The following is a 22,393-nucleotide window of genomic DNA, read 5'->3' as shown; positions in this document are numbered from 1 at the left end:
AAAGCAGTCAGTTTGCGGGCGTCGGGCGAGGCCAGGCTCGCCACGCCGCGATCAACAGTCCCAGCAGTATCAGGCCACCGGGTGCCAGGGTCGCCAGGCGCAAGCCACCATCGCTACCCAGAACGAATCCTTGCCAATCATCTTGTGTTGCACCGGCCAGCCAGTTGAGATGAGCGCCGAGAGTGCCGTTGCCGATGAGCTCGCGTAGCAGGCCCAGGCTGATCATCAGCACGCCAAACAGCCCACTCAGACGCAAGCGCTCGCGCCAGTGGCTCAGGAAAAAACCGTTGTGTTCCAGCACGACACATTGCAAGGCCAGCAAGCCGATATACAAACCGATGTGTTGCTGCCATGGCAACGACCAGGTTTGCATGAGCAGGTCGGCGCAACTGGTCAGCGTGGCGGCCAGCAACACACTGGCGGCCACGTGTGTCGCCGGCATGAGCCTGGATCTTAGCGCACGCATCGCCAAGCCAAAGGCCCCCGTGACCAGCATGAACACCAGCCACACGCCCAGGCCGCTCACCAGCAAGTCCGTGACGCCCAGCAGGGGTGCCAGCATCAACGAATTCTGTGGCGTCGTCTTATTCATGGGCGCCGTTCTCGAGCAACACTTGGCGGTGCTCATCAAAATAACGCAAGGCATCGTGCAAGGCGTTGACGACGGCCCTTGAGGTGATGGTCGCCCCGGCCATCTGATCAAATTGTCCCTGATCTTTCTTCAAGGCCCAACCGCTGTCGGCCGGCTCGTTTCGCGACTTGCCGGTAAAGACTTGCAGCCAGGTGTTCGGCCATTCGGCAAGTCGACCGCCAAGCCCCGGGGTTTCCGCCTGCTTGAGGGTTTTGACTCCCAACAGCTTGCCGTTGATGTCGATGGCGATCAGCAATTCGATCGAGCCGGCATACCCGACAGTCTGGCTGCGCAGCAGGACCGCGCTGGGCTGATCGGCCCTGGTCGCCAGATACCCGCCCAGCAGTGTGCTGTGGGTCAGCGCGATGTCAGTGAAAGCAAGTGGGTGATCCAGCGGCTGGTTGTCGAAGCTGGCGCCAGGCAGTACGTCCAGCAGGGCATGGCTGTCGATCAGGCGCTGCTGGGCGGCAATGTGTGTCGCGCTGCCCTGTTGCAGCCAATACGTCATGCCCACGCCCAGGCTCGCCAGCAGCGCCAGGATCACCGCGCTCAATAGCCGACTCATGGGGCAGCCTGCTGTTGTCTGGCTGCCACAAAGCGCTCCAGCGCCGGCACACACAGGTTCATCAGCAACACCGCAAACGCAACGCCGTCCGGGTAACCGCCCCAGGTTCTGATCAGGTAGGTCAACAGACCCACGCCGACGCCGAACATCAGGCGGGCCATCGGGCTTTTTGCACCGGACACCGGCTCGGTAATGATGAAAAACGCCCCGAGCATGCTGGCGCCGGTCAGCAGATGAAACAGTGGCGAACCATGAGAGTCCGACCCTGAACCGTTCCAGCACAACAGGCTGATAAGGAACAGGCTGGCAAGCATGCCGACCGGTGCGTGCCAACCGAACACGCGGCGCTGCAGCAAAAAGACGCCGCCCGCCAGAAACGCCAGGTTGACCCATTCCACCCCTCGGCCACCAAAATGGCCGAACGCCGGATTGCCCGCAAACAGCTCATCCATGGTCAGGCTTTTGTTGATGCGCAAGCTGTCCAGCGCGGTGGCTTGAACCCACGCATCCGGGGTCTGACCAACGTTGAAACCGAAGATTTGTTGCAGGCCGCCCAGCAGGTCCAGACCGTGGGTCGACGGCCAGTGCGTCATCTGTTGCGGGAAACTCACCAGCACCAGGGCAAAACCCAGCATGGCCGGGTTGAACGGATTTTTGCCAACACCCCCGAACAGATGTTTGCCAAACAGCAGTGCGCTGGCGGCAGCGCTGACGGTCAACCACCAAGGGCAATAAGGCGGCAACGCCAACCCCAGCAGCGTCGCGGTGACCAGCGCACTGCCGTCGCTCAGCACTGCAAGAGGGCGGTTGCGCAGGCGCATCACTACGGCTTCTACCGCCAGCGCCGTCGCAACCGTCAACAGCAGGTTTATCAGCACCCCCCAGCCGTATAGCCAAAACAACATCAGCATCCCCGGCACGGTGGCCAGCAATACCCGATTCATGGCCTGCTGAAGACGTTCGTCCACCGCTTCAAGGGGCGACATAGGCCTCCACGTGACGCTCTGCTTCCAGCAATCGGGCGCGGGCCTTGTCCAGTAGCTCGGCGGACGTGTGGGTGCCTCGTTCGAGTTTGCTGACATCAGCCCGTGCGTAGGCCAGCTCGGTTTTCAGCTGTCGAAGCTGGCTGTCGATGGGGCGCTTTTCGACCCGGGTCAGTTCAGGCACAGGCTGCTCGCTTGCGGCTTGCGCCGCGTGCAGGGCATGTTCGGCGTCCTTGAGAGCTTGCTCCAGTGCCTTGATCTGTTCACCGGGTGCTTCATTGGTTTGCGCTTTTTTCAGCTCGGCGCGGCGCATCGCCAGCTGGATTTTGGCCCGTTTCAGGTCAGCGTCTTTTGCCGGAGCAACGGGCACTGGCACTGGCGGTGCGCTGCTTTCCAGTTGTGCCAGGGCCTGCTCTGCCGCTTCGAACTGCTGTTGCAGGACGATCAGTTGCGACTGTTGCTCAAAGGTTGGTGGATGCCCGAAGGCTTTCAGCGATTTGTGCAATTGCGCCCGACTCATCGCCACATCGATTTTGGCCTTTTTCAGCGAAGCGTCAGCGTTGGCGGCTTTCTGCGTGCGGACTCGTTCAAGCGCGGCCTGAACCGGGTCGAGGGGCGCCTCAGTGTGTTGCACAGTGCGCTGCGCGCGGGCCTGTCGTTCGGCGAGGCGCTGTTGTTCTTCGCGGTGCAGGCGGGCGTTGCGCAGCTCGAAGCGGCGTCGGGCGTGATTGCGTTTAGCGGTGCGGGCCTGAATGTCTTCAAGGCTTGTCGCCAGGCCGCCGACAATCGGCAGTACCGTGGCGAGCGGCAATGGCCGCATTTCGATGCAGTCAACCGGGCAGGGTGCTACGCACAGGTCGCAGCCGGTGCATTCATCGATAATGACCGTGTGCATCAGTTTTGCCGCGCCGACGATGGCGTCGATCGGGCACGCCTGGATGCACTTGGTGCAGCCGATGCATTCGGCCTCGCGGATGTAGGCGATCTGCGCCGGTGCCGAGCCGCGACTGATGTCCAGTTCAAGCACCGGGACTTTCAGCAGGTCGGCCAGGGCCTCGATGGTCTCGCGGCCACCGGGCGGGCATTTGTTGATCGGCTCGCCGCTGGCAATGCCTTCGGCGTAGGGCTTGCATCCGGGATGGCCGCACTTGCCGCATTGGGTCTGCGGCAAGAGCGCATCGATGCATTGAATCAGACTCATGTTTTGATCAGTCCGTTGAAGCCGAGAAAAGCCACTGCGATCAGTCCGGCGCTGATCAGTTGGATCGGCAGGCCGCGAAAGGGCAGGGGCACATCGTTATCGAAAGTGCGCTGGCGCAAATCGCAGAACAGGCCCAGCACCAGCCAGAAACCCAGCCCGGCACCGAGGCTCATGGCGCTGGCATGGAAAAAACCATGATCGTCCCGGGCATTGAGCAGCGTCAGCCCGAGTACTCCGGCATTGCCCAGCAGCAGGGGCCAGAGGCCATCGAAGGACAGTTGCGGCAGCAACCGTGAAAGCAATTTCAGCAGCGGCCCGATCAGCAACACGCTGAGGGGCACAAATACGAACAGTTTCAGCGACGTCAGCGCCAGCGGCACCAATAACCATTGATAGAGCCCATAACCGAACATGCCGGTGACCAGCATCAGGCTCGTGGTGGCCAATCCCAGTGCATGCACTTGCCGGCGTTCTTCGCTGGCCAGCAACGGATCGACGCCCAGCGGCCAGTGCAACACAAGGTTGTTGATCAGGGCGGTGCTGACAAGCGTAAGAAGCAGTTCGGTCATGATCTGTCGTGCACTCATGGTTGATGACTGCTGATAAACCCCGTAGGAGCGGCTGGAGGCTGCGATCTCTTGATCGTTGTTTTCAAGGATCAAAAGATCGCAGCCTCCGGCCGCTCCTACAAGGTACGGCAAGCATTATTATGGTGGGCCAGACATGAAAATCCCACAGTCGTGTCAGGCACGGCTGCGGGATCGGTTTACGGCAAAGGTCTACTTGATGCGCTGACCCGGCTTGGCGCCGCTGTCCGGGCTCAACAGGTAGATCTCTTCGCCGCCAGGACCGGCTGCCATCACCATGCCTTCGGAGATCCCGAAGCGCATTTTGCGCGGTTTGAGGTTGGCGATCATCATGGTCAGGCGACCTTCAAGCTTGGCCGGGTCCGGGTAGGCGCTCTTGATCCCGGAGAACACGTTGCGTTGCTCGTCACCGATGTCCAGGGTCAGGCGCAGCAGCTTGTCGGCACCTTCCACGGCTTCGGCCTTGAGGATCAGCGCAACACGCAGGTCCACGGCAGCGAAGGCGTCGAACTCGATTTCCGGCGACAGCGGGTCCTTGGCCAGTTCGCCATTACCGGCCGGGGCGGTTTCGCCGGTGTCGGTTGCGCTGGCGGTCAGGTCTTCTTTCGAGGCGTCGGTCATGGCTTGCACTTTCACCGGGTCGATGCGGGTCATCAACGGTTTGAACTCGTTCAACTGATGATTGCTGAGCAGGGTGGTGTGGTCGTTCCAGGTCAGCGGCGCGACGTTGAGGAATGCCTCGGCGTCGGCGGCCAGCAATGGCAGTACCGGCTTGAGGAAGATCACCAGTTGACGGAACAGGTTGATGCCCAGGGCGCAAATCGCCTGGACTTCGTCGTGCTTGCCTTCCTGTTTGTTCAGCGACCACGGAGCCTTGTCGGCGATCCAGGCGTTGGCGCGGTCGGCCAGGCCCATGATTTCACGCATGGCACGGGCGAAGTCACGGGCTTCATAGGCGTCGCAGATGCTCGGCGCAGCGGCCAGGAAGGCGTCGGTCAGTTCAGGCGCGGCATTCCCCGCGACCAGCACACCGGCGTTGCCTTTCTGGATGAAACCGGCGCAACGGCTGGCGATGTTGACCACTTTGCCAACCAGATCCGAGTTGACCTTCTGCACGAAGTCCTCAAGGTTCAGGTCCAGGTCGTCGACGCCACGGCCCAGCTTGGCTGCGTAGTAGTAGCGCAGGTATTCCGGCGACAGGTGGTCCAGATAGGTCCGTGCCTTGACGAACGTACCGCGGGACTTGGACATCTTCTGACCGTTGACGGTCAGGTAGCCGTGTACGTTGATCCCGGTCGGTTTGCGCAAACCTGCACCTTCAAGCATGGCTGGCCAGAACAGGGCGTGGAAATTGACGATGTCCTTGCCGATGAAGTGGTACAGCTCGGCGGTGGAGTCCTTGGCCCAGAATGCGTCGAAGTCCAGGTCCGGACGACGGGCGCAGAGGTTCTTGAAGCTGGCCATGTAGCCGATTGGCGCGTCCAGCCAGACGTAGAAGTATTTGCCCGGCTCGCCAGGGATTTCGAAACCGAAGTACGGCGCATCGCGGGAAATGTCCCACTGTTGCAGGCCGGCATCCAGCCATTCGGCGATCTTGTTCGCCACGGCGTCTTGCAGGGTGCCGCTGCGGGTCCAGGCTTGCAGCATTTGCTGGAAGTCCGGCAGCTTGAAGAAGAAGTGCTGGGAGTCCTTGAGTACCGGGGTCGCGCCGGAAATGGCGGACTTCGGGTCCTTCAGGTCAGTCGGTGCGTAGGTCGCGCCGCACTTTTCGCAGTTATCGCCGTACTGATCGGGAGTGCCGCATTTCGGGCAGGTGCCCTTGATGAAGCGGTCGGCCAGGAACATTTTCTTTTCCGGGTCGAAATATTGCGTGATCGAGCGTTGGGCAATGTGCCCGGCGTCGCGCAGTTTCAGGTAGATCTGGCTCGACAGCTCACGGTTTTCTTCGGAGTGAGTGGAGTGGAAGTTGTCGAAGTCCACCAGGAACTCGGCAAAGTCGGCGCTGTGTTCGGCCTGGACGTTGGCGATCAATTGTTCCGGGGTGAGGCCTTCTTTCTCTGCGCGCAGCATGATGGCCGAGCCATGAGCGTCGTCGGCGCAGACGTAGATGCATTGATTGCCGCGGTGCTTCTGGAAACGCACCCACATGTCGGTCTGGATGTATTCCAGCATGTGGCCAAGGTGGATCGAACCATTGGCGTAGGGCAGGGCGCTGGTGACGAGGATCTTGCGTGGCTCGGACATGGGGCTCGGCTACTTGATGAAACGGAGGTCGGCCACTATAAAGCGCTGGCGCAGAATTTTCACCCCCGAGGCCCGAGGGCTTGTTGTTACAAAACAGTCTTTGTGGCGAGGGGGCTTGCCCCCGTTCGGCTGCGCAGCAGTCGTGACAATAGACTACTCCGTGTATCTGACACACCGAGGTATCAGGTTTTGGGGCTGCTTCGCCGCCCAACGGGGGCAGGCCCCCTCACCACAGGACGCTTTTCAGTCAGAGTAATCAGTTCGCCACAAATGTGTGTCCGGCGTACGATACTCGCCTGATTTTCCAGTCTTGCTATCGGAGTTGCCCATGAGCGCCGTCAATCGCGCAGCGGTGGAAGCCGTCCTTCGCCAATACACCGACCCTTATCTGAACCAGGACCCGGTCAGTGCCGGGTGCGTACGCAACATCGATATCCAGGGCGATCGCGTCAGCGTCCAGATGGAGCTCGGTTACGCCGCGGACCTGTTCAAAAGTGGCTGGGCGCAGTTGCTGCAAATGGCCATTGAAGGGCTGGACGGTGTGACGACCGCCCGTGTCGAGATCACCAGCGTGATCGCTGCGCACAAGGCGCAGGCGCAAATACCGGGCCTGGCCAACGTGAAGAACGTGGTGGCCGTGGCGTCCGGCAAGGGGGGCGTAGGCAAATCCACCACCGCCGCCAACCTGGCGCTGGCACTGGCCCGCGAAGGGGCCAGGGTCGGGATTCTCGATGCAGACATCTATGGCCCGAGCCAGGGCATCATGTTCGGCATCCCGGAAGGCACCCGACCACAGGTCAAGGACCAGAAGTGGTTCGTGCCGATCAAATCCCATGGCGTCGAAGTCATGTCCATGGCCTTCCTGACTGACGACAACACGCCGATGGTCTGGCGCGGACCAATGGTTTCCGGCGCACTGCTGCAACTGGTGACACAGACTGCCTGGGGCGACCTGGACTACCTGGTCATCGACATGCCGCCAGGCACCGGTGACATCCAGTTGACCCTGGCGCAGAAAGTCCCGGTGGCCGGTGCCGTGATCGTCACCACCCCGCAGGACCTGGCATTGCTGGACGCACGCAAGGGCGTGGAGATGTTCCGCAAGGTCAACATCCCGGTGCTTGGGGTGGTGGAAAACATGGCCGTGCACATCTGCTCCAACTGCGGACATGCCGAGCATCTGTTCGGTGAGGGCGGCGGGGTAAAACTGGCCAACCAATACGGCGTTGAAGTGCTGGCATCGTTGCCGCTGTCGATGGTCATTCGCGAGCAGGCCGACAGCGGCAAGCCGACGGTGATCGCCGAGCCGGACAGCCAGATTGCCATGGTGTACCAGGAACTGGCCCGCCACGTCGGCGCGCGGATCGTGTTGCAGGAAGCGGCGACGCCGGCAATGCCGAACATCACCATCAGCGACGATTGAGTCGCTGACGAAACGCAATTGTGGCTTATGTGGCGAGGGAGCTTGCTCCCGCTGGGTTGCGAAGCGATCCCAAACGCTTTGCGACTGCTACGCAGCCGAGCGGGAGCAAGCTCCCTCGCCCCATTAAGCCCACAGTTGTCTTGCCGTGGTCTTAGATGCGCAACCCGCCATCCATCTCCAGAATCCGACCGGTGTAGTAGTCGTTCTCAAAGATATAAGCCGCCGAGTGGGCGATCTCTTCCGGCTTGCCCATGCGCTTGAGTGGAATCCCGGCTGTCATTTTCTCCAGCGCTTCGGGCTTCATGCCCAGGGTCATCTCGGTCTCGATAAAGCCGGGCGCAATGCCCGCCACACGAATACCGTAGCGCGCCAGTTCCTTGGCCCAGGTCACGGTGGCCGCTGCCACGCCAGCCTTGGCGGCGGAATAGTTGGTCTGGCCGACGTTGCCCGCGCGGGAAATCGATGAGATGTTGATGATCGCGCCGCTGTTTTTCAGCTCCACCATTTTCGCCGCGACTTCACGGGTGCACAGGAATACGCCGGTCAGGTTGACGTCGATCACCGCCTGCCATTGGGCCAGGCTCATCTTGGTCATTTCGCCGTCCTTGACCTTCAGCAGCAGGCCGTCGCGCAGAATGCCGGCGTTATTGATCAGGCCATGAATCGCACCGAAATCTTCAGCCACCTGGGCGACCATGTGCGTCACCTGTTCTTCGTTGGCGACGTTGCACAGATAGGCGCGGGCCTCGGCGCCCTTGGCCTTGCAGGCCGCTACCGTGTCGTCGAGTTTTTCCTGGTTGAGGTCGACCAGCGCCAGCTTCGCGCCCTTGGCGGCGAAATACTCGGCCATGGAACGGCCTAAACCCTGGCAACCGCCAGTGATAATGATTACTTTGTCAGTGAGTTGCATTCGCATGCCCCGATAGCAGGTCTGAGTGGTTTCCTTGTAGAGGGCCTCTCGATCTGCGCCCGCTGTGGCCTGGCTGCACATGAGAACTGCCCCGATGGCGTGCTGGAACTTTCACCAGGCGCCTGTCCGTTTTTTCGACGGATTCTATATAAGGAGTCATAAATTGAGCGTTGAAGCGGCGAAGAATGCCCGAGAATTGCTTCTCAAGGAATACCGTGGAGTTCTTTCGACACACTCCAAGGCCATGCCCGGATTCCCTTTCGGCTCGGTAGTGCCGTACTGCCTGGACGAGCAAGGCCGGCCGCTGATCCTGATCAGCCGCATCGCCCAGCACACCCACAACCTGCAAAAAGATCCGAAATGCTCGTTGCTGGTGGGTGAGCGTGAAGCGGATGACGTGCAAGCTGTTGGCCGACTGACGTATCTGGCCGAAGCCGAAAAGCTCGAAGACCCCGCCGCCATCGAGGTCGCCGCCGAGCGTTACTACCGCTACTTCCCGGATTCGCAGAATTACCACCAGGCCCATGATTTCGATTTCTGGGTACTCAAGCCGGTGCGTCACCGCTACATCGGTGGTTTCGGGGCGATTCATTGGGTCGATCAAGTGACGCTGGCCAACCCGTTCGCCGGCAAGGCCGAAGTGAGCATGGTCGAGCACATGAACGCCGACCACAGCAAAGCCATCGCCCATTACGTCGAGCTGGCGGGTTTGCCGACGACCACTGCGGCGCAACTGGCCGGTATCGACACCGAAGGCATGCACCTGCGCATCGGTCAGGCGTTGTACTGGCTACCGTTTCAAGCGCCTTGTAATACGCCGACACAAGTACGCGAGGCCTTGGTTTTCCTGGCTCACGCCGATCATTGGCCGAAAAATACAGTGGCCCAAGCTTGAATTCACGAAAGGACGACGTCATCTAGGGTGTACTGGCAAGGCATTCTTGCGTTGAGGAACCATTTGATGCGCCCTTTTTTATTGCTCTTTGTACTGTTTCCGGTGTTGGAGCTGTTCGTATTCGTCAAGGTGGCAGGGGCTATCGGGTTTTTCCCGGCCCTGCTGCTGATCATTCTCGGCTCGATGCTCGGCGTGTTCGTGCTGCGCATCGCCGGTCTGGCCACCGCACTGCGTGCTCGTGAAAGCCTGAATCGCGGCGAGCTGCCGGCCCAGACCATGCTGGAGGGCCTGATGCTGGCCCTGGCCGGTGGTCTGTTGATCCTGCCGGGCTTCGTCACTGACGTGCTGGGCCTGATCATGCTGGCACCGATCTCCCGTCGTCTGCTGGCCAATAAAATGCGCCAGCGTGCCGAAGAACAGGCGATCCGTCAGCGTGCCTTCGCCGATGACCTGCAACCACGGGGCGGTCCTGCACCCCGTCAGCCGCTGGGCCGCGAGCCCAACGTGATCGAAGGCGAGTTCGAACACCGCGATCCCAAGTAATCGCTTCATCAACACGGCGCCTTCGGGTGCCGTGTTCGTTCACGGGGCCTGGACATGAAAAATTTTCCTGGCCCGCTCTTGTAATAAGCGGATGCGCCCTTATGTAACGGTCACCGAAAGGTTTCTGGCGATCACGCCAGACAGACTTCCGCGTCTCGCTCGACGAGCCGCACCCGGCACCGCCGGATTTGTTAAACCCGCCGGGAATACACCGGCCGATGAAAACCACAATTAGGAGAGATCGACAATGAAGCTTCGTCCTCTGCATGACCGCGTCGTCATCCGTCGCAGCGAAGAAGAAAAGAAAACCGCTGGCGGTATCGTCCTGCCAGGTTCGGCTGCTGAAAAAGCCAACAGCGGTGAAGTTCTGGCAGTCGGCACTGGCCGCGTGCTGGACAACGGTGAAGTGCGTGCACTGGCCGTTAAAGTGGGCGACAAGGTTGTGTTCGGTCCGTACTCCGGCAGCAACACTGTGAAAGTCGACGGCGAAGACCTGCTGGTAATGGCTGAGAACGAGATTCTCGCTGTTATCGAAGGCTGATTTCCCGCTCATTTTCCCGCTACTACAAAGTATTTAAGGAATATCGATCATGGCTGCTAAAGAAGTTAAATTCGGCGATTCCGCCCGTAAGAAAATGCTCGCCGGTGTCAACGTCCTGGCTGACGCAGTAAAAGCGACCCTGGGCCCTAAAGGCCGTAACGTGATCATCGAGAAGAGCTTCGGCGCTCCGACCATCACCAAGGACGGCGTTTCCGTTGCCAAAGAAATCGAGCTGAAAGATCGCTTCGAAAACATGGGCGCGCAGCTGGTCAAAGACGTTGCCTCCCGTGCCAACGATGACGCAGGCGACGGCACCACCACCGCTACCGTTCTGGCTCAGTCGATCGTCAACGAAGGCCTGAAAGCCGTCGCTGCCGGCATGAACCCGATGGACCTCAAACGCGGCATCGACAAAGCGACCATCGCTATCGTCAAAGAGCTCAAAGCCCTGTCCAAGCCTTGCGCTGACACCAAGGCCATCGCTCAGGTCGGCACCATCTCGGCCAACTCCGACAGCTCCATCGGCGACATCATTGCCGAAGCCATGGAAAAAGTCGGTAAAGAAGGCGTGATCACCGTTGAAGAAGGCTCGGGCCTGGAAAACGAACTGTCGGTTGTTGAAGGCATGCAGTTCGACCGTGGCTACCTGTCCCCGTACTTCGTCAACAAGCCAGAGACCATGACCGCCGAGCTGGACGGTCCGCTGATTCTGCTGGTCGACAAAAAGATCTCGAACATCCGCGAAATGCTGCCAGTACTGGAAGCCGTTGCCAAAGCCGGCCGTCCACTGCTGATCGTGGCCGAAGACGTTGAAGGCGAAGCCCTGGCGACTCTGGTTGTGAACAACATGCGCGGCATCGTCAAGGTTGCAGCCGTCAAGGCTCCAGGCTTCGGCGACCGTCGCAAGGCCATGCTGCAGGACATCGCTGTCCTGACCGGCGGTACCGTTATCTCCGAAGAGATCGGTCTGAGCCTGGAAAGCACTACCCTGGAACACCTGGGTAATGCCAAGCGCGTGATCCTGTCCAAGGAAAACACCACCGTGATCGACGGTGCCGGCGTTGAGACTGATATCCAGGCTCGCGTTCTGCAGATCCGTCAGCAAGTGGCCGACACTTCGTCCGACTACGACCGTGAAAAACTGCAAGAGCGTCTGGCCAAGCTGTCCGGCGGCGTTGCAGTGATCAAGGTTGGCGCGGGTTCCGAAGTTGAAATGAAAGAGAAGAAAGCCCGCGTTGAAGACGCCCTGCACGCTACCCGTGCAGCCGTTGAAGAAGGCGTGGTACCTGGCGGCGGCGTGGCACTGGTTCGTGCCCTGCAAGCCATCAGCGAGCTCAAAGGCGACAACGATGACCAGAACGTTGGCATCCAGTTGCTGCGTCGCGCTGTTGAAGCGCCACTGCGCCAGATCGTTGCCAACTCCGGCGACGAGCCAAGCGTTGTTGTGGACAAGGTCAAGCAGGGTTCGGGTAACTTCGGTTACAACGCTGCTACCGGCGAATACGGCGACATGATTGAAATGGGTATCCTGGACCCGGCCAAAGTGACTCGTTCGGCTCTGCAAGCGGCTTCGTCGATTGCCAGCCTGATGATCACCACCGAAGCCATGATCGCCGAGATCAAGGATGACGCACCAGCTGGCGGCGGTATGCCAGACATGGGCGGTATGGGCGGCATGGGCGGCATGATGTAAGCCAGCCTCACCCCGTACGAAAAAACCCCGCCTGCGATAAGCAGGCGGGGTTTTTTATTGCCCGTACTTCAAGTCCGCCTCAATCCCCCGTGGGAGCGAGCCTGCTCGCGAAAGAGGCCTGAGGGTCACATCAATGATGGATGTGCCGCAGTCTTCGCGAGCAGGCTCGCTCCCACAGGGGGGGGCTGGTCGAGCAGGGAGATGGGTAAATCTGTCTGAAAAGAAAAGCCCCGGCACATCAGGCCGGGGCTTTCGGGTTAGCGCTGACCGACTGCGTCAGTGCCCGTCTTGGGTGGCTTCCAGCCTAGCAACTGCTGCTTGAAGCCATAACTGGCGACCTGATAGTAGGTGATGGCACGGGTAATCAGCGGGTCGCTGGCCTCGGCACGGGATTCGCGGCTTTCGCTCAGTGCATCATCATGACGGCGCAGACCCTGGCGTGGGCTGAGGATCGCCAGGTCCTTGCCGTCGAACAACCCCAGATGCTGATAGTTGCCAACCACCACGCGCGGCGGCAGCGGGTTGTCCTGCAACAGATTGCGACCGAAGAACGTCGATTGATAATCCATGTTCAACAGCCCCAGCAGGGTTGGCGCCAGGTCGATCTGGCTGGCCAGTTGCGCACTCTCCCGGGCCTCGATCAATGCAGGTGCATAGATGAACAACGGAATCTGATAGTTGGCGATCGGCAAGTCTTCCTTGCCGGCACTGCCCGCCGTATGGTCGGCGACGAACACGAAAATCGTATTGTCGAACCATGGTTTTTGCCGAGCCTGTTCCAGGAACTGACCAATCGCATAGTCGGTGTACTTCACCGCACCGTCTCGACCCTTGCCGGACTTGATGTCAATCCGGTTGTCCGGAAAGGTATAAGGGCGGTGGTTGGAGGTGGTCATCAGTTGCAACAGAAATGGCTGCTGTTTGGCGTAGTCGGCATCGGCCAGTTTCAGCGTCTGCGTGTACAGGTCTTCGTCGGCCATGCCCCAGGCGTTCTTGAAGTGGATCTGCGACTCGTCGACGCTGCTCTGATCGACGACGCGGTAGCCGTTGCCGCTGAAGAATGCGTTCATGTTGTCGAAGTACCCGCGCCCGCCATAGACGAACACGCTGTCGTAACCCACTGCGTTGAGCTGCTGGCCCAGGCTGGCAAAACCGCTTTCTCGGCCTACGCGCTTGACGATGGAGCGACCCGGTGTTGGCGGGATAGCCAGGGTAATGGCTTCCAGGCCGCGGTCGGTACGGGTCCCGGTGGCGTAGAAGTTATTGAAGTACAGGCTCTGTTTGCGCAGCGCGTCCAGGTTCGGCGTCAGGTTACGCCCGTCACCGTTGCTGCCCATGTACTTGGCGCTGAAGCTTTCGATGGTCACAAGTACGATGTTGGGGGTGCGCGGGGTGCCAGGGTTATCGATGATCCGGCGAATATCCTGCGGGTCCTGACCAATGAAGCGCGCGTTTGGCTCACTCAGTTCGGCACGGATCTCTTTGGCCACGACGTCGGATGGCAGGGTTTTGTAGAACTGCTGGTAATCCAGTTCATTGTTACGGAAGGCGGCGAAGAACTGATACGGGCCATTGCTCGCCAGCTCATTCTGATAGGCATTGCCCCCTTGGGCACGAGGCGCGTCCTGACTCAGTAGCTGCATGCTCAGGCCGGCCACAATCAACAGCCCCAGCGCATTGACCAGGCGTCGGCGCAACGGCGGCAGCGGGGCATCAAGCGCGGCGTTGAAAGGCTTGCGCAGTGCAATGCTCAACGCCACCGCCACGACGGCGAGGATGCTCAGGAGTGTGCCAATCGGGTACGACTCGAGCAGGTTGTTCAAGACTTCGTCGGAATAAACCAGGTAGTCCACGGCGATGAAATTGAAACGCACGCCGAACTCGTCCCAGAACAGCCATTCCGCCACCGAAGTGAACAGCATGGCGAACAGGCTGACGGTCAACAGGCCTTGCAGGAACCAGCGATGGCCACGCCGGCGCCACAAGGCTGGCGGGCAGAGCAGCAAGTAAAGGCCCATCGGCAACGCCGCGTAGGTCAGGAAGCCCAGGTCGTAAAGCAGGCCGATACCGAACACTGACGCGAAACCGCTGCCGGCTTCACCCAGATGAGTCAGCAGTAGAACCGTTCGGGTCAGGAAAAAAATAGCCAGCCACAGGCCGGTAACGAGCAGCAGAAAACGCATTGGCGCCGTCTTGAAAACATCCATCTGTAGCATTCCTTTTTTATTCAGGCGCGGGACTTTAGGTGCACTACTGTAATCAGGTTGTGAATCGATAGTGAAAAACTTGTCATCAAGAGCAACTGGTTGAAGGAATTGATTTGAAGCGTACCCGGCCCTAGCCCTGAGCCACCGGAGGCCTTAAGCTGCGCGGGCCGAGATGGCCGTTACTGTGTACGGAGGAGTGCCCATGCGAATTCTATTGGTTGAAGACAACCGCGATATCCTGGCTAATCTGGCCGATTACCTGGGGCTCAAGGGCTATACCGTGGATTGCGCGCAGGACGGCTTGTCGGGTCTGCACCTGGCGGCAACCGAGCATTACGACCTGATCGTGCTCGACATCATGCTGCCCGGTATCGATGGCTACACCCTGTGCAAGCGCCTGCGCGAAGACGCCCGGCGCGACACGCCGGTGATCATGCTGACTGCCCGTGATCAACTGGATGACCGTTTGCAGGGCTTCAAGTCCGGTGCCGACGACTACCTGGTCAAGCCGTTCGCCCTGTCTGAACTGGCAGCGCGCATCGAAGCGGTCATGCGCCGTACCCAGGGCGGCGGTCGGCGCGCCTTGCAGGTCGGTGACCTGAGCTACGATCTCGACACCCTGGAAGTGACCCGCGAAGGCCGCCTGCTGAAACTCAACCCGGTCGGCCTCAAGTTGCTGGCGGTGCTGATGCAGAAAAGCCCGCACGTGCTGCGTCGCGAGATTCTCGAAGAGGCGCTGTGGGGCGACGACTGCCCGGACAGCGACAGCCTGCGCAGCCACGTTCACCAACTGCGCCAGGTAATCGACAAACCGTTCGCCAAGCCTTTGCTGCAAACCGTACACGGTGTTGGTTATCGCCTGGCCGAGGGCCGAGATGGAGTTTAAGCAGAGCCTCGCTCAGCGGATCATCATTGCCTTTGCGCTGATGAGTGCACTGGTGGCCGGTGCATTCGCCATGGGCATTGTCGCCACCGTGCACCTGGTGGAAGAAAAACTGATTTCGGCAGGCCTGGGCGGTGATTTGCAACGCCTGTTGCTGATGGACAGCGTCACTGACTGGAGCCACCGCCCCGAACCGGACCAGCTGTTCTACTTCAGCGGAGGCCCGGGGGACTTCGAGTTGCCCAAGGACCTGCGTCATCTGGACGCCGGTTTTCATGAAGTGTTTCGCGAGCACCTGTCGTATCACGCGATGGTCGAGATCGTCGACGGTCGGCGTTACGTGCTGTTGCAGGATCAGAGCGATTTCGAAGAACGCGAGCGGGTGCTGTTTGCCGTGGTGCTGGTGGGGTTCGTGCTAAGCCTGGCCCTCGCGGTATTCCTTGGCTGGGTCCTGGCGCGCAAAGTGATGGCGCCGGTGGTACGGCTGGCACGTCAGGTACGCCACCGCGACCAGTTGCTGGGCTTGGCACCGCCGCTCGCGCCGGACTACGCCGCCGACGAAGTGGGCGAACTGGCCGTGGCCTTCGACGCCACCCTCGGGCGTCTACGCCAGGCGTTGACCCGTGAGCGGTTGTTCACCAGTGACGTCAGCCATGAGCTGCGCACGCCGTTGATGGTCCTGGCCAGCTCTTGCGAACTCTTGCTGGAAAACCCGGGCATCGATCAGCGCGGCAGGGCCCAGGTCGAACGAATTGCCCGGGCTTGCGAAGAAATGCGTGAGCTGGTGCAAACGTTCCTGATGCTCGCCCGTGCGCAGCGCGAAGATGCCAGCATGTCGCCGCAGCAGTCCGTCAGTCAGGTCGCAGACGGCTTGCTCAGCCTGTGGCGCGAACCGATTGAGAGCAAAGGTCTGGCACTGAGCTTCGTGCCGGGCCATCCGCCGGGCAACGGTTACAACGCCACTCTGCTGCACGCGGTGATGGGCAATTTGCTGCGCAACGCATTGCACTACACCGAAAACGGCTTCATTCGCCTGACACTCACGCCCACCGGGTTTGTTGTTGAAGACAGCGGTGTCGGCATCCCCGAGGAAAAACGCGAGGCGATGTTCGAGCCCTTTGTGCGTGGCAGCGAGAAACGCGGCGAAGGCCTGGGGTTGGGCCTGTCGCTGGTACAGCGGATCTGCGAAAACCAGGGTTGGACGGTCAGCCTGACCACTATGGAACCGAACGGTTGTCGGTTTGAGGTGGTGTTGGTCTAGGCGCAACCGCAGGCTCGGGCCGCTGCAGAAAATCTTGTCCTTGCTGGCCCCGAGCTACTATTTATCCCCTGTAAAACCCTGAAATACTTCACGGTTGTACACAACGAAGTTTTCACAAGGTCATGACTTGTCGCTGACACGGTGCTACCTAAGGTGGTTGTCATCAGCTATTCAATTCAAGAGACCTTGATGATGACCGACCAGATCAAGCTGGATTTTTCCGAGAAGTATGACGATCAGCATGCTCAGCGCTATTTGCGAAAGCATCAGGAAGGCCTCGGTCGTCGATTGTCTCATTGGCGTGACGAACAACTGGCCCGCAAGGCACTGACCCTGACGGGTGAGCCGGGCCTGGTGCTTGATCTGCCGTGCGGTGCAGGGCGTTTCTGGCCACTGCTGGCGCAAAAGCACAACCGTGTCATTATCGGCGCCGATAACTCGGGATCAATGCTGAAGATTGCTACACAGTCTCAGCCGGACGAAGTGGTAAAACGGGTACAACCCTTGCACACTTCTGCGTTCGACATTGCATTGCCCGATAACGCCGTCGACAGCATTTTTTGCATGCGACTGCTGCACCACATCGGTGAAGCGGAGCACCGACTGGCGATTTTGCGCGAATTCGAACGCGTCACCCGGGACAGTGTGATCGTATCGTTGTGGGTAGATGGCAATTTCAAGGCCTGGAAGCGCAAGCGCGCCGAACGTGCTCGTGGGCAGCAAGGCTACCAAAACCGTTTTGTGTTACCGGTTGCTACAGTAGAAAAGGAATTTGAGCAGGCAGGCTTCCGTATTCAGGAACAACTGGACTTTATACCGCTCTATGCCATGTGGCGGGTTTACGTACTACGCAAGAGGTAACAAATGGCAGTTCAATGTGCAGCAGAAACGGACGTCGCTCCTCAGGACCGCTTTGAGTATTTCTGGAATCGGCGCGGTGAGTGGGTGGAAGAACCCAACGTCCGTCGTGGCGGGGAAAGCGGTGTGCAGCGGGTCAGAGGCGATGATGGAACGTTGCTCTACGCCAAGCGCCAGACCGGGCATATCTATCGCAGTTGGCTGCACCCCTTCGGGCGACCGACGGTGCTGCGCGAGCAGGATGCCCTGATCGGCCTGCGTGAACTGAACGTGCGCGTTCCCGACATCGTTTTCTGCGGTGCGCAGACCGATCCTGTGCACAAGTGGCGTGCGTTGCTGGTGACCAAGTCACTGGACGGTTTCGAGGAAATCGAACACTGGTACGCCGGCGGTGGACGTGAGCGTCATGGCGAGGCGGTTCACGAGCGGGTCCTGAAGGACCTGGCCGAGAATCTGGCACGGATGCACAAGGGACGTTGGCAGCATAGTTGCATCTACATCAAACACGTATTTGTCCGGGTGACCGGTGAAGGCGAAGCGGCCACTGTCGAGATCGCCCTGATCGATCTGGAGAAGTGCCGGCGGCGCTTGACCGCACAGCGTGCGGCGGCTCACGACCTGAAACAATTGCGCCGCCATTCGTCGTTCAGCGATACAGACTGGAAGAATCTGGTCTACTTTTATGAGACGGCGTTTGGCAGCGCTATCAAAGGTTTATAGCGATGAAACTCGAAATTGCACGAGGTTTGTTTCTGGTTGGAGCCTTGGCAGTTGCTTCCCTTGCGGTGGCTGCCTGGGAGCAGCCACGCACACAGGTTCTGAGCGCCATGAACGGTGACGCTCATTGCCCATTGCCACGGGTGGCCAAAGTCTCCGTGGATCAAAAACCCGACCATGATTTATTGCTGTTCATGTTCGGCCTTTCCCAAGGCATGAGGCCACAGAGTTGACCCGATTGAAGCCCAAATAAAAGGCCTCGCAGTTGCGAGGCCTTTTTTTTGTCCGGCTTTCAGGTCATGCACTGTTCAATACTGGGGATCTTGTGGTGCCCCCGGTTTGGGTCAGATCAGATGCAGGTGGTTATCCCAAAGCCCTGCCGGCAATTCCAGCGGTTTCACCACCGGTTCAACCTGGCGACAATCGTAAAACCGGCAGCGCCCCTGACCCGAGGTCACGACAAACCCGTCTGCCACCGCGCCCACGCCGGCGCAATCGGGCAGTGGCACGTCCAGGCGCACTTCACCACTGTCCAGGTCCCAGATGAAAAAGCGGTTGCCCCGTGGCGCTGTCAGCGCCACCAGCCGCAGTTCACTGTGCACCGCCACGCTGGCGGTGTAATGCCCCATGGCCTGCAATTGGTGTTCCGGCACCGGGAACGCCACGAACGGCTGGCCCGGACGCTTGATCGCCAGCAGTTCCGACGATTCGTGCGCGTCCCCCATGAACTGCTGGCCAGCAACGATGGTGCCGTCGCTGGCGATCCCCAGGTGCCGCACGCTGTTCATCTGCTGAGCGAGCGTTTCCTTGCTCAACAGAGTGCCATCGCGCTGCATCAGTACCAGGCTCGGCTCCATGGCATGGAGGTTCATCTCGACCCGGCTTTCAGCCTCGGTGCGAATGCCGCCGTTGGCCACCACCAGCGTTTCACCGTCGGGCATCCACGACACCTGATGCGGGCCGACACCGTGAGTCGAAATCTCGCCGCTGTGCACCAGCCGCTCACCGTCGAACCGGTACACGCCGAGCAGGCCACGGCCCGGATCGGATGTGTCGTTCTCGGTGGCGTACAACCAGTCGCCGTCCTTGTGAATCACCGCGTGGCCGTAGAAGTGCCGGTTCGGCTGCGAGACCACGGTTTGCAGCAGTGTGCCGTCGCGCAAGTCGATCAGGTAACTTTCAGTGCCGGGACGACGAGCCACGAACAAGGCGATTGGCAGCGTCGGATGATTGATGATGTCGTGGCAGCGCTGGCCGACCTGGGTGGCAAACACCCGGGTGCCGTCCAGCCGATAACCGACGGCATAGTGCTTGCCGTCGGTGTCGTCCCGCGCCGAGAGCAACAGCGGGCTCTTGTCCTTTTGCTTGAACAGCGTCCAGCCGCCCAGCGTCACCGCGCCCAGCAGCAAACTACCTAATGTCAGAGCCTGACGCCTGAGCATCGCAGCGGTCCTCATCAGTCACCGTCGTTGGCGTTGAAGCCCAGTTGAATGCCCAGGGCCTTGGCCAGCTCGCCTTCGTGCAGGCGATGGACGACGTTGAGGCTGTCATAGATATCGTTGAGTTGTTGGCGGCCGGCGTCGTCGCCAAGCATTTCAGTCAGCGAACGCTGGTTGCTGGCAAACAGCTTCAGCGAGGCTGCGTAAGCGGCATCGATCTTCTCGGCCAACGGCTTTTGCTCAGCGGGTAACAGGCCGCGCAGGCCTTTGTTGTCGACGCCGACCCAGACAGTTCTCGCGGCCGCCAGGCTGGCTTCCAGACCTTGCAACGACGACTGGCTGCGCCACGCATCGGCCTGGAATGGCTGTGGAATGCCCTTGGTCTGACGGCCCATCGGCGTACCGAGTTTTTTCTTCAAGGTGTCCAGCGCGGTGACTTGAACCCGCAGCAGATCGGCGATCGCTTCGTGAGAGTCTGCGTAGCGCTGGTTCGGGAATTTACTCATCTGCGCGAGCATGCCGTCGTTGGTGTTCCAGCGCGACAGGATCTCTTCGGCCAGTTGCTTCTGACGCTCGCCGATGGCGGTCAGCAGCGGGCAGTACTTGGCTTTCTGGGTGGCGTCAGCCATGTCGATCTTGCTGTCGAACAGGATGTACTCATAGGCCGACAGGCCTTGCACCACGACGCTCGATTTGGCCAGCGCGGCGGCATCGATTTGCGGCTGCGCGATGACCAGTTGTTCAACCTGGCGGCCAACGAGATTTTTCTTGTCCGGCCAGAACTGCACCTGCCAGGAACGGTTGCCCTCGGCCAATGGACCGATCAGCAATGGCTGCAACTCGGCCCAGGCTTTCTGCGCGTGCAGGAAGTCGGCGCGGGCGGTTTCAAGGTTTTCCTTGCCTTCACAGAAGGCCAGGGCGCTGACCGCCAGTTGCCGGTCGGCTTCGACCCAGCGGCTGTAGGTCGGCAGGATCACTTGCTTGGCGATGGCTGCCGAAGTGACGGCTTGCGGGTCCTGGGGAGAACACGCGCCCAGGGCGAGGGCGGCAAGGCTGGTGAACAACAATTTGGGGCGGAACATGTCGGGCTCCCGATTCTTTTATAAGTGTTTAAAGAGAATTCAAAAACGCCAGCAACGCAGTGCGCTGCCCGGCATTGAAAGACAAAACCTGTTGCTGCGCGGCGCTCGCTTCACCGCCATGCCAGAGCACGGCTTCGAGCAGGTTGCGCGCACGGCCGTCATGCAGAAACTGGGTGTGACCGCTGACCGACTGTGTCAGGCCGATGCCCCACAACGGCGGGGTACGCCAGTCGCGGCCGCTGGCCTGGAACTCGGTCCGATGGTCGGCCAGGCCTTCCCCCATGTCATGCAGCAGCAGGTCGCTGTAGGGGCGAATCACTTGATTGGCCAGCTCAGGTTCTGCGGCGTTGGTCGCCGTGGTGTATTTCGGGGTGTGACAGGACTGACAGCCGGCCTGGAAAAACAGAGTCTTGCCCGCCAGTACTTCGGGGGCACTGACGTCACGTCGTGCTGGCACCGCAAGGTTGCGGCTGTAGAACAGCACCAGCCGCAGAATGTTGTCGCTGACTTCCGGCTCGCCATCCGGGCCATTGCCGTTGGGCGCCTGTTTGCAGGCAGTTTGCGCGTCGGTGCAGTCATCGAACAGTCTCAGGCTTGTGGTCAGGCCCATATCACCAGAAAACGCGTGAACATTTTGTTGATTGAGATTCGGCTGCCCGGCTTTCCAGCCAAATCGTCCGATGACCGTCTTGTGCTGTGCGTCATCCCACACCCGATTCGGGCGCCCGTTGATGCCGTTTTTTTCACGGGCCTGCGTTTCGGCATTGGCCAGAATCGCCTCTTCAGGAATGGCTTCGAGCAGCCCCAGGCCAATCATCGGCGGCGCGACCCGTGCCGAGAAGCGGGTGTCCGGGTGCATGGGGCCATAGCCGAGCTGGGTGATCTGCAAGGCCGGTTTGCGCAATTGGACTTCGGTGCCGTCCTTGAAACGCACGGGCACAGGGGTGTACTCGACCCGTACCTTGCCTTCGGGCGCGACGCCGGGGATCGACATGTCCTGGAGCTGACCACCGTAGACCGGCTCCGGGACTACGCCGACTTGCTCGATGAGTTTGGCGAAGGCGGGTGTATCCGGAATCGACAGGCGGACCAGCATCGACACCGCGTTATCGGCGCCCGGCGCGGGCGGATGACCACGGCCGTCCTTGATGTGGCAATTCTGGCAGGCGTTGGTGTTGAACAGCGGACCGAGACCGTCACGGGCGGTGGTGGTCGAGGGCGCGATCACCCAGGGGCTGCGAAAAAAACTGTTGCCGACGCTGAAGTCCAGCCGCCGGGTCGGCGCCAGGTTGGCGGACGGCAGGGAGAATGAGTTCTGATCAGTCTTGCGCACCGTCGCACTGCCACCAGAGCGGGCTTCACCGGGCTCGGCCTTGGTAAAACGCGGGGCGTCATCGCAGGCACTCAGGCTCAAAGCCATGAACAAGGTGCACCAGCGAAGAGACAACGACGGCATCAGACTTCCTGCGGGACAAGCAAAACAAGGGCGCAAAGTCTAACAGGGCAGGGGAGTTTGAATAAGAGGAATTATCGTTTGGTTGATGTGGGGCAGTGTTTTTCTGACCACCACAATTCCCCTGTGGGAGCGAGGCTGCTCGCGAAAGCGGTGTTTGGCGCGCTGAAGATGTTGCCTGTGCTGGCCTCTTCGCCAGCAGGTTCGCTCCCACAATGATCGGTGTTCAGACCCACAAAAAAGGCGACCCGAAGGTCGCCTTTCTGTTCAGCCAGCG

21 protein-coding genes are annotated in these 22,393 nt (G+C 60.2%); 10 read left to right on the top strand and 11 right to left on the bottom strand.

From position 1 onward, the window contains the following. Positions 1 to 7 precede the first annotated feature (7 nt). The 6 genes from POF45_RS09740 to metG all read right to left on the bottom strand — a co-directional run bounded on the left by POF45_RS09740 (position 8) and on the right by metG (position 6,211). The gene (locus POF45_RS09740; RefSeq protein ID WP_282315585.1) at positions 8 to 592 is read right to left on the bottom strand and encodes an Rnf-Nqr domain containing protein; all 585 of its coding nucleotides are present in this window, start codon (positions 590 to 592) and stop codon (positions 8 to 10) included. Next, positions 585 to 1,196 carry an RnfABCDGE type electron transport complex subunit G gene (locus tag POF45_RS09735; RefSeq protein ID WP_282315584.1) on the bottom strand — a complete coding sequence of 204 codons (612 nt, stop codon included), beginning with the start codon at positions 1,194 to 1,196 and terminating at the stop codon, positions 585 to 587. Before POF45_RS09735 ends, POF45_RS09740 begins: the two co-directional genes overlap by 8 nt. Beyond that, positions 1,193 to 2,182, bottom strand: a complete 990-nt coding sequence (locus tag POF45_RS09730; protein ID WP_282315583.1) for an RnfABCDGE type electron transport complex subunit D — start codon at positions 2,180 to 2,182, stop codon at positions 1,193 to 1,195. The genes POF45_RS09735 and POF45_RS09730 overlap by 4 nt, the downstream gene beginning before the upstream one ends. Next, on the bottom strand, positions 2,169 to 3,380 hold the full coding sequence (gene rsxB / locus POF45_RS09725) for an electron transport complex subunit RsxB (RefSeq protein ID WP_259496198.1): 1,212 nt from the start codon (positions 3,378 to 3,380) through the stop codon (positions 2,169 to 2,171). The genes POF45_RS09730 and rsxB overlap by 14 nt, the downstream gene beginning before the upstream one ends. After that, positions 3,377 to 3,949 (bottom strand): Rnf-Nqr domain containing protein, encoded by a 573-nt coding sequence (locus POF45_RS09720; RefSeq protein ID WP_282316027.1) that lies wholly within the window; start codon positions 3,947 to 3,949, stop codon positions 3,377 to 3,379. The genes rsxB and POF45_RS09720 overlap by 4 nt, the downstream gene beginning before the upstream one ends. Before the next feature lie 210 nt (positions 3,950 to 4,159). Further along, entirely contained in the window at positions 4,160 to 6,211 is a 2,052-nt protein-coding gene (metG, locus tag POF45_RS09715) for a methionine--tRNA ligase (RefSeq protein WP_282315582.1), read from the bottom strand. Between the two features lie 328 nt (positions 6,212 to 6,539). Between metG and apbC the strand changes: the two genes are divergently transcribed. Further along, on the top strand, positions 6,540 to 7,634 hold the full coding sequence (gene apbC, locus POF45_RS09710; protein ID WP_259496194.1) for an iron-sulfur cluster carrier protein ApbC: 1,095 nt from the start codon (positions 6,540 to 6,542) through the stop codon (positions 7,632 to 7,634). A 151-nt stretch (positions 7,635 to 7,785) separates the two neighbouring features. On the opposite strand, the gene POF45_RS09705 is transcribed toward apbC, so the two are convergent. Continuing rightward, positions 7,786 to 8,544 carry an SDR family oxidoreductase gene (locus POF45_RS09705; protein WP_282315581.1) on the bottom strand — a complete coding sequence of 253 codons (759 nt, stop codon included), beginning with the start codon at positions 8,542 to 8,544 and terminating at the stop codon, positions 7,786 to 7,788. Positions 8,545 to 8,707: 163 nt separating this feature from the next. Here POF45_RS09705 and POF45_RS09700 point away from each other — a divergent pair, with 163 nt between their 5' ends. From POF45_RS09700 to groL, 4 genes are all read left to right on the top strand, one after another. Next, complete coding sequence (locus POF45_RS09700) at positions 8,708 to 9,439, top strand: HugZ family pyridoxamine 5'-phosphate oxidase (protein WP_282315580.1); 732 nt, start codon at positions 8,708 to 8,710, stop codon at positions 9,437 to 9,439. A gap of 66 nt (positions 9,440 to 9,505) precedes the next feature. Further along, a complete protein-coding gene (locus POF45_RS09695) occupies positions 9,506 to 9,982 on the top strand; it encodes an FxsA family protein (protein ID WP_259496188.1) in 477 nt (158 codons plus the stop codon). A gap of 247 nt (positions 9,983 to 10,229) precedes the next feature. Then, positions 10,230 to 10,523: a co-chaperone GroES gene (locus POF45_RS09690; RefSeq protein ID WP_008032125.1), complete on the top strand. Its 294-nt coding sequence runs from the start codon at positions 10,230 to 10,232 to the stop codon at positions 10,521 to 10,523. Between the two features lie 49 nt (positions 10,524 to 10,572). Continuing rightward, positions 10,573 to 12,216, top strand: coding sequence for a chaperonin GroEL (gene groL / locus POF45_RS09685; protein ID WP_259496184.1), 1,644 nt, complete (start codon positions 10,573 to 10,575; stop codon positions 12,214 to 12,216). A 257-nt stretch (positions 12,217 to 12,473) separates the two neighbouring features. Here the strand turns inward: groL and POF45_RS09680 are convergent, their stop codons facing one another. Continuing rightward, positions 12,474 to 14,423 (bottom strand): LTA synthase family protein, encoded by a 1,950-nt coding sequence (locus tag POF45_RS09680; protein WP_259496182.1) that lies wholly within the window; start codon positions 14,421 to 14,423, stop codon positions 12,474 to 12,476. 202 nt (positions 14,424 to 14,625) lie between these two features. On the opposite strand from POF45_RS09680, the gene colR reads away from it, so the two are divergent. The 5 genes from colR to POF45_RS09655 all read left to right on the top strand — a co-directional run bounded on the left by colR (position 14,626) and on the right by POF45_RS09655 (position 18,375). Beyond that, positions 14,626 to 15,309 carry a two-component system response regulator ColR gene (gene colR, locus POF45_RS09675; protein ID WP_054593790.1) on the top strand — a complete coding sequence of 228 codons (684 nt, stop codon included), beginning with the start codon at positions 14,626 to 14,628 and terminating at the stop codon, positions 15,307 to 15,309. After that, positions 15,299 to 16,567: a sensor histidine kinase gene (locus POF45_RS09670; protein WP_259496179.1), complete on the top strand. Its 1,269-nt coding sequence runs from the start codon at positions 15,299 to 15,301 to the stop codon at positions 16,565 to 16,567. Before colR ends, POF45_RS09670 begins: the two co-directional genes overlap by 11 nt. Positions 16,568 to 16,759: 192 nt before the next feature. Next, positions 16,760 to 17,428, top strand: coding sequence for a class I SAM-dependent methyltransferase (locus tag POF45_RS09665; protein ID WP_282316026.1), 669 nt, complete (start codon positions 16,760 to 16,762; stop codon positions 17,426 to 17,428). 3 nt (positions 17,429 to 17,431) lie between these two features. Beyond that, positions 17,432 to 18,145, top strand: a complete 714-nt coding sequence (locus POF45_RS09660; RefSeq protein ID WP_282315579.1) for a lipopolysaccharide kinase InaA family protein — start codon at positions 17,432 to 17,434, stop codon at positions 18,143 to 18,145. A gap of 2 nt (positions 18,146 to 18,147) precedes the next feature. Then, a complete protein-coding gene (locus POF45_RS09655; RefSeq protein ID WP_259496175.1) occupies positions 18,148 to 18,375 on the top strand; it encodes a hypothetical protein in 228 nt (75 codons plus the stop codon). Positions 18,376 to 18,486: 111 nt separating this feature from the next. Here POF45_RS09655 and POF45_RS09650 read toward each other — a convergent pair whose 3' ends face one another. Genes POF45_RS09650 through POF45_RS09640 form a run of 3 tightly spaced genes read right to left on the bottom strand, consistent with a single transcriptional unit; the run spans position 18,487 to position 22,119 of the window. Continuing rightward, the gene (locus POF45_RS09650; protein ID WP_259496173.1) at positions 18,487 to 19,584 is read right to left on the bottom strand and encodes a DUF1513 domain-containing protein; all 1,098 of its coding nucleotides are present in this window, start codon (positions 19,582 to 19,584) and stop codon (positions 18,487 to 18,489) included. Positions 19,585 to 19,598: 14 nt separating this feature from the next. After that, positions 19,599 to 20,663 carry an imelysin family protein gene (locus POF45_RS09645; protein ID WP_259496171.1) on the bottom strand — a complete coding sequence of 355 codons (1,065 nt, stop codon included), beginning with the start codon at positions 20,661 to 20,663 and terminating at the stop codon, positions 19,599 to 19,601. Positions 20,664 to 20,691: 28 nt separating this feature from the next. Next, positions 20,692 to 22,119, bottom strand: a complete 1,428-nt coding sequence (locus tag POF45_RS09640; protein ID WP_282315578.1) for a di-heme oxidoreductase family protein — start codon at positions 22,117 to 22,119, stop codon at positions 20,692 to 20,694. Positions 22,120 to 22,393 lie beyond the last annotated feature (274 nt).

Origin of the sequence: Pseudomonas fungipugnans (genome assembly GCF_029955235.1) — a bacterium.
GTDB lineage: Bacteria > Pseudomonadota > Gammaproteobacteria > Pseudomonadales > Pseudomonadaceae > Aquipseudomonas > Aquipseudomonas fungipugnans.
Note: the sequence above shows the minus strand (reverse complement) of the source record. Positions and strands in the feature narration are given on the sequence as shown.

What these genes read in the sequence shown, in the direction of transcription:
- POF45_RS09690 (WP_008032125.1), top strand. Translation starts at nt 10,230, where the DNA reads ATGAAGCTTCGTCCTCTGCATGACCGCGTCGTCATCCGTCGCAGCGAA.
- POF45_RS09665 (WP_282316026.1), top strand. Translation starts at nt 16,760, where the DNA reads ATGACCGACCAGATCAAGCTGGATTTTTCCGAGAAGTATGACGATCAG.
- POF45_RS09705 (WP_282315581.1), bottom strand. Translation starts at nt 8,544, where the DNA reads ATGCAACTCACTGACAAAGTAATCATTATCACTGGCGGTTGCCAGGGT.
- POF45_RS09680 (WP_259496182.1), bottom strand. Translation starts at nt 14,423, where the DNA reads ATGGATGTTTTCAAGACGGCGCCAATGCGTTTTCTGCTGCTCGTTACC.
- colR (WP_054593790.1), top strand. Translation starts at nt 14,626, where the DNA reads ATGCGAATTCTATTGGTTGAAGACAACCGCGATATCCTGGCTAATCTG.
- POF45_RS09660 (WP_282315579.1), top strand. Translation starts at nt 17,432, where the DNA reads ATGGCAGTTCAATGTGCAGCAGAAACGGACGTCGCTCCTCAGGACCGC.
- POF45_RS09670 (WP_259496179.1), top strand. Translation starts at nt 15,299, where the DNA reads ATGGAGTTTAAGCAGAGCCTCGCTCAGCGGATCATCATTGCCTTTGCG.
- POF45_RS09735 (WP_282315584.1), bottom strand. Translation starts at nt 1,196, where the DNA reads ATGAGTCGGCTATTGAGCGCGGTGATCCTGGCGCTGCTGGCGAGCCTG.
- POF45_RS09740 (WP_282315585.1), bottom strand. Translation starts at nt 592, where the DNA reads ATGAATAAGACGACGCCACAGAATTCGTTGATGCTGGCACCCCTGCTG.
- rsxB (WP_259496198.1), bottom strand. Translation starts at nt 3,380, where the DNA reads ATGAGTCTGATTCAATGCATCGATGCGCTCTTGCCGCAGACCCAATGC.
- POF45_RS09730 (WP_282315583.1), bottom strand. Translation starts at nt 2,182, where the DNA reads ATGTCGCCCCTTGAAGCGGTGGACGAACGTCTTCAGCAGGCCATGAAT.
- groL (WP_259496184.1), top strand. Translation starts at nt 10,573, where the DNA reads ATGGCTGCTAAAGAAGTTAAATTCGGCGATTCCGCCCGTAAGAAAATG.
- POF45_RS09695 (WP_259496188.1), top strand. Translation starts at nt 9,506, where the DNA reads ATGCGCCCTTTTTTATTGCTCTTTGTACTGTTTCCGGTGTTGGAGCTG.
- POF45_RS09655 (WP_259496175.1), top strand. Translation starts at nt 18,148, where the DNA reads ATGAAACTCGAAATTGCACGAGGTTTGTTTCTGGTTGGAGCCTTGGCA.
- POF45_RS09650 (WP_259496173.1), bottom strand. Translation starts at nt 19,584, where the DNA reads ATGCTCAGGCGTCAGGCTCTGACATTAGGTAGTTTGCTGCTGGGCGCG.
- apbC (WP_259496194.1), top strand. Translation starts at nt 6,540, where the DNA reads ATGAGCGCCGTCAATCGCGCAGCGGTGGAAGCCGTCCTTCGCCAATAC.
- metG (WP_282315582.1), bottom strand. Translation starts at nt 6,211, where the DNA reads ATGTCCGAGCCACGCAAGATCCTCGTCACCAGCGCCCTGCCCTACGCC.
- POF45_RS09720 (WP_282316027.1), bottom strand. Translation starts at nt 3,949, where the DNA reads ATGACCGAACTGCTTCTTACGCTTGTCAGCACCGCCCTGATCAACAAC.
- POF45_RS09645 (WP_259496171.1), bottom strand. Translation starts at nt 20,663, where the DNA reads ATGTTCCGCCCCAAATTGTTGTTCACCAGCCTTGCCGCCCTCGCCCTG.
- POF45_RS09640 (WP_282315578.1), bottom strand. Translation starts at nt 22,119, where the DNA reads ATGCCGTCGTTGTCTCTTCGCTGGTGCACCTTGTTCATGGCTTTGAGC.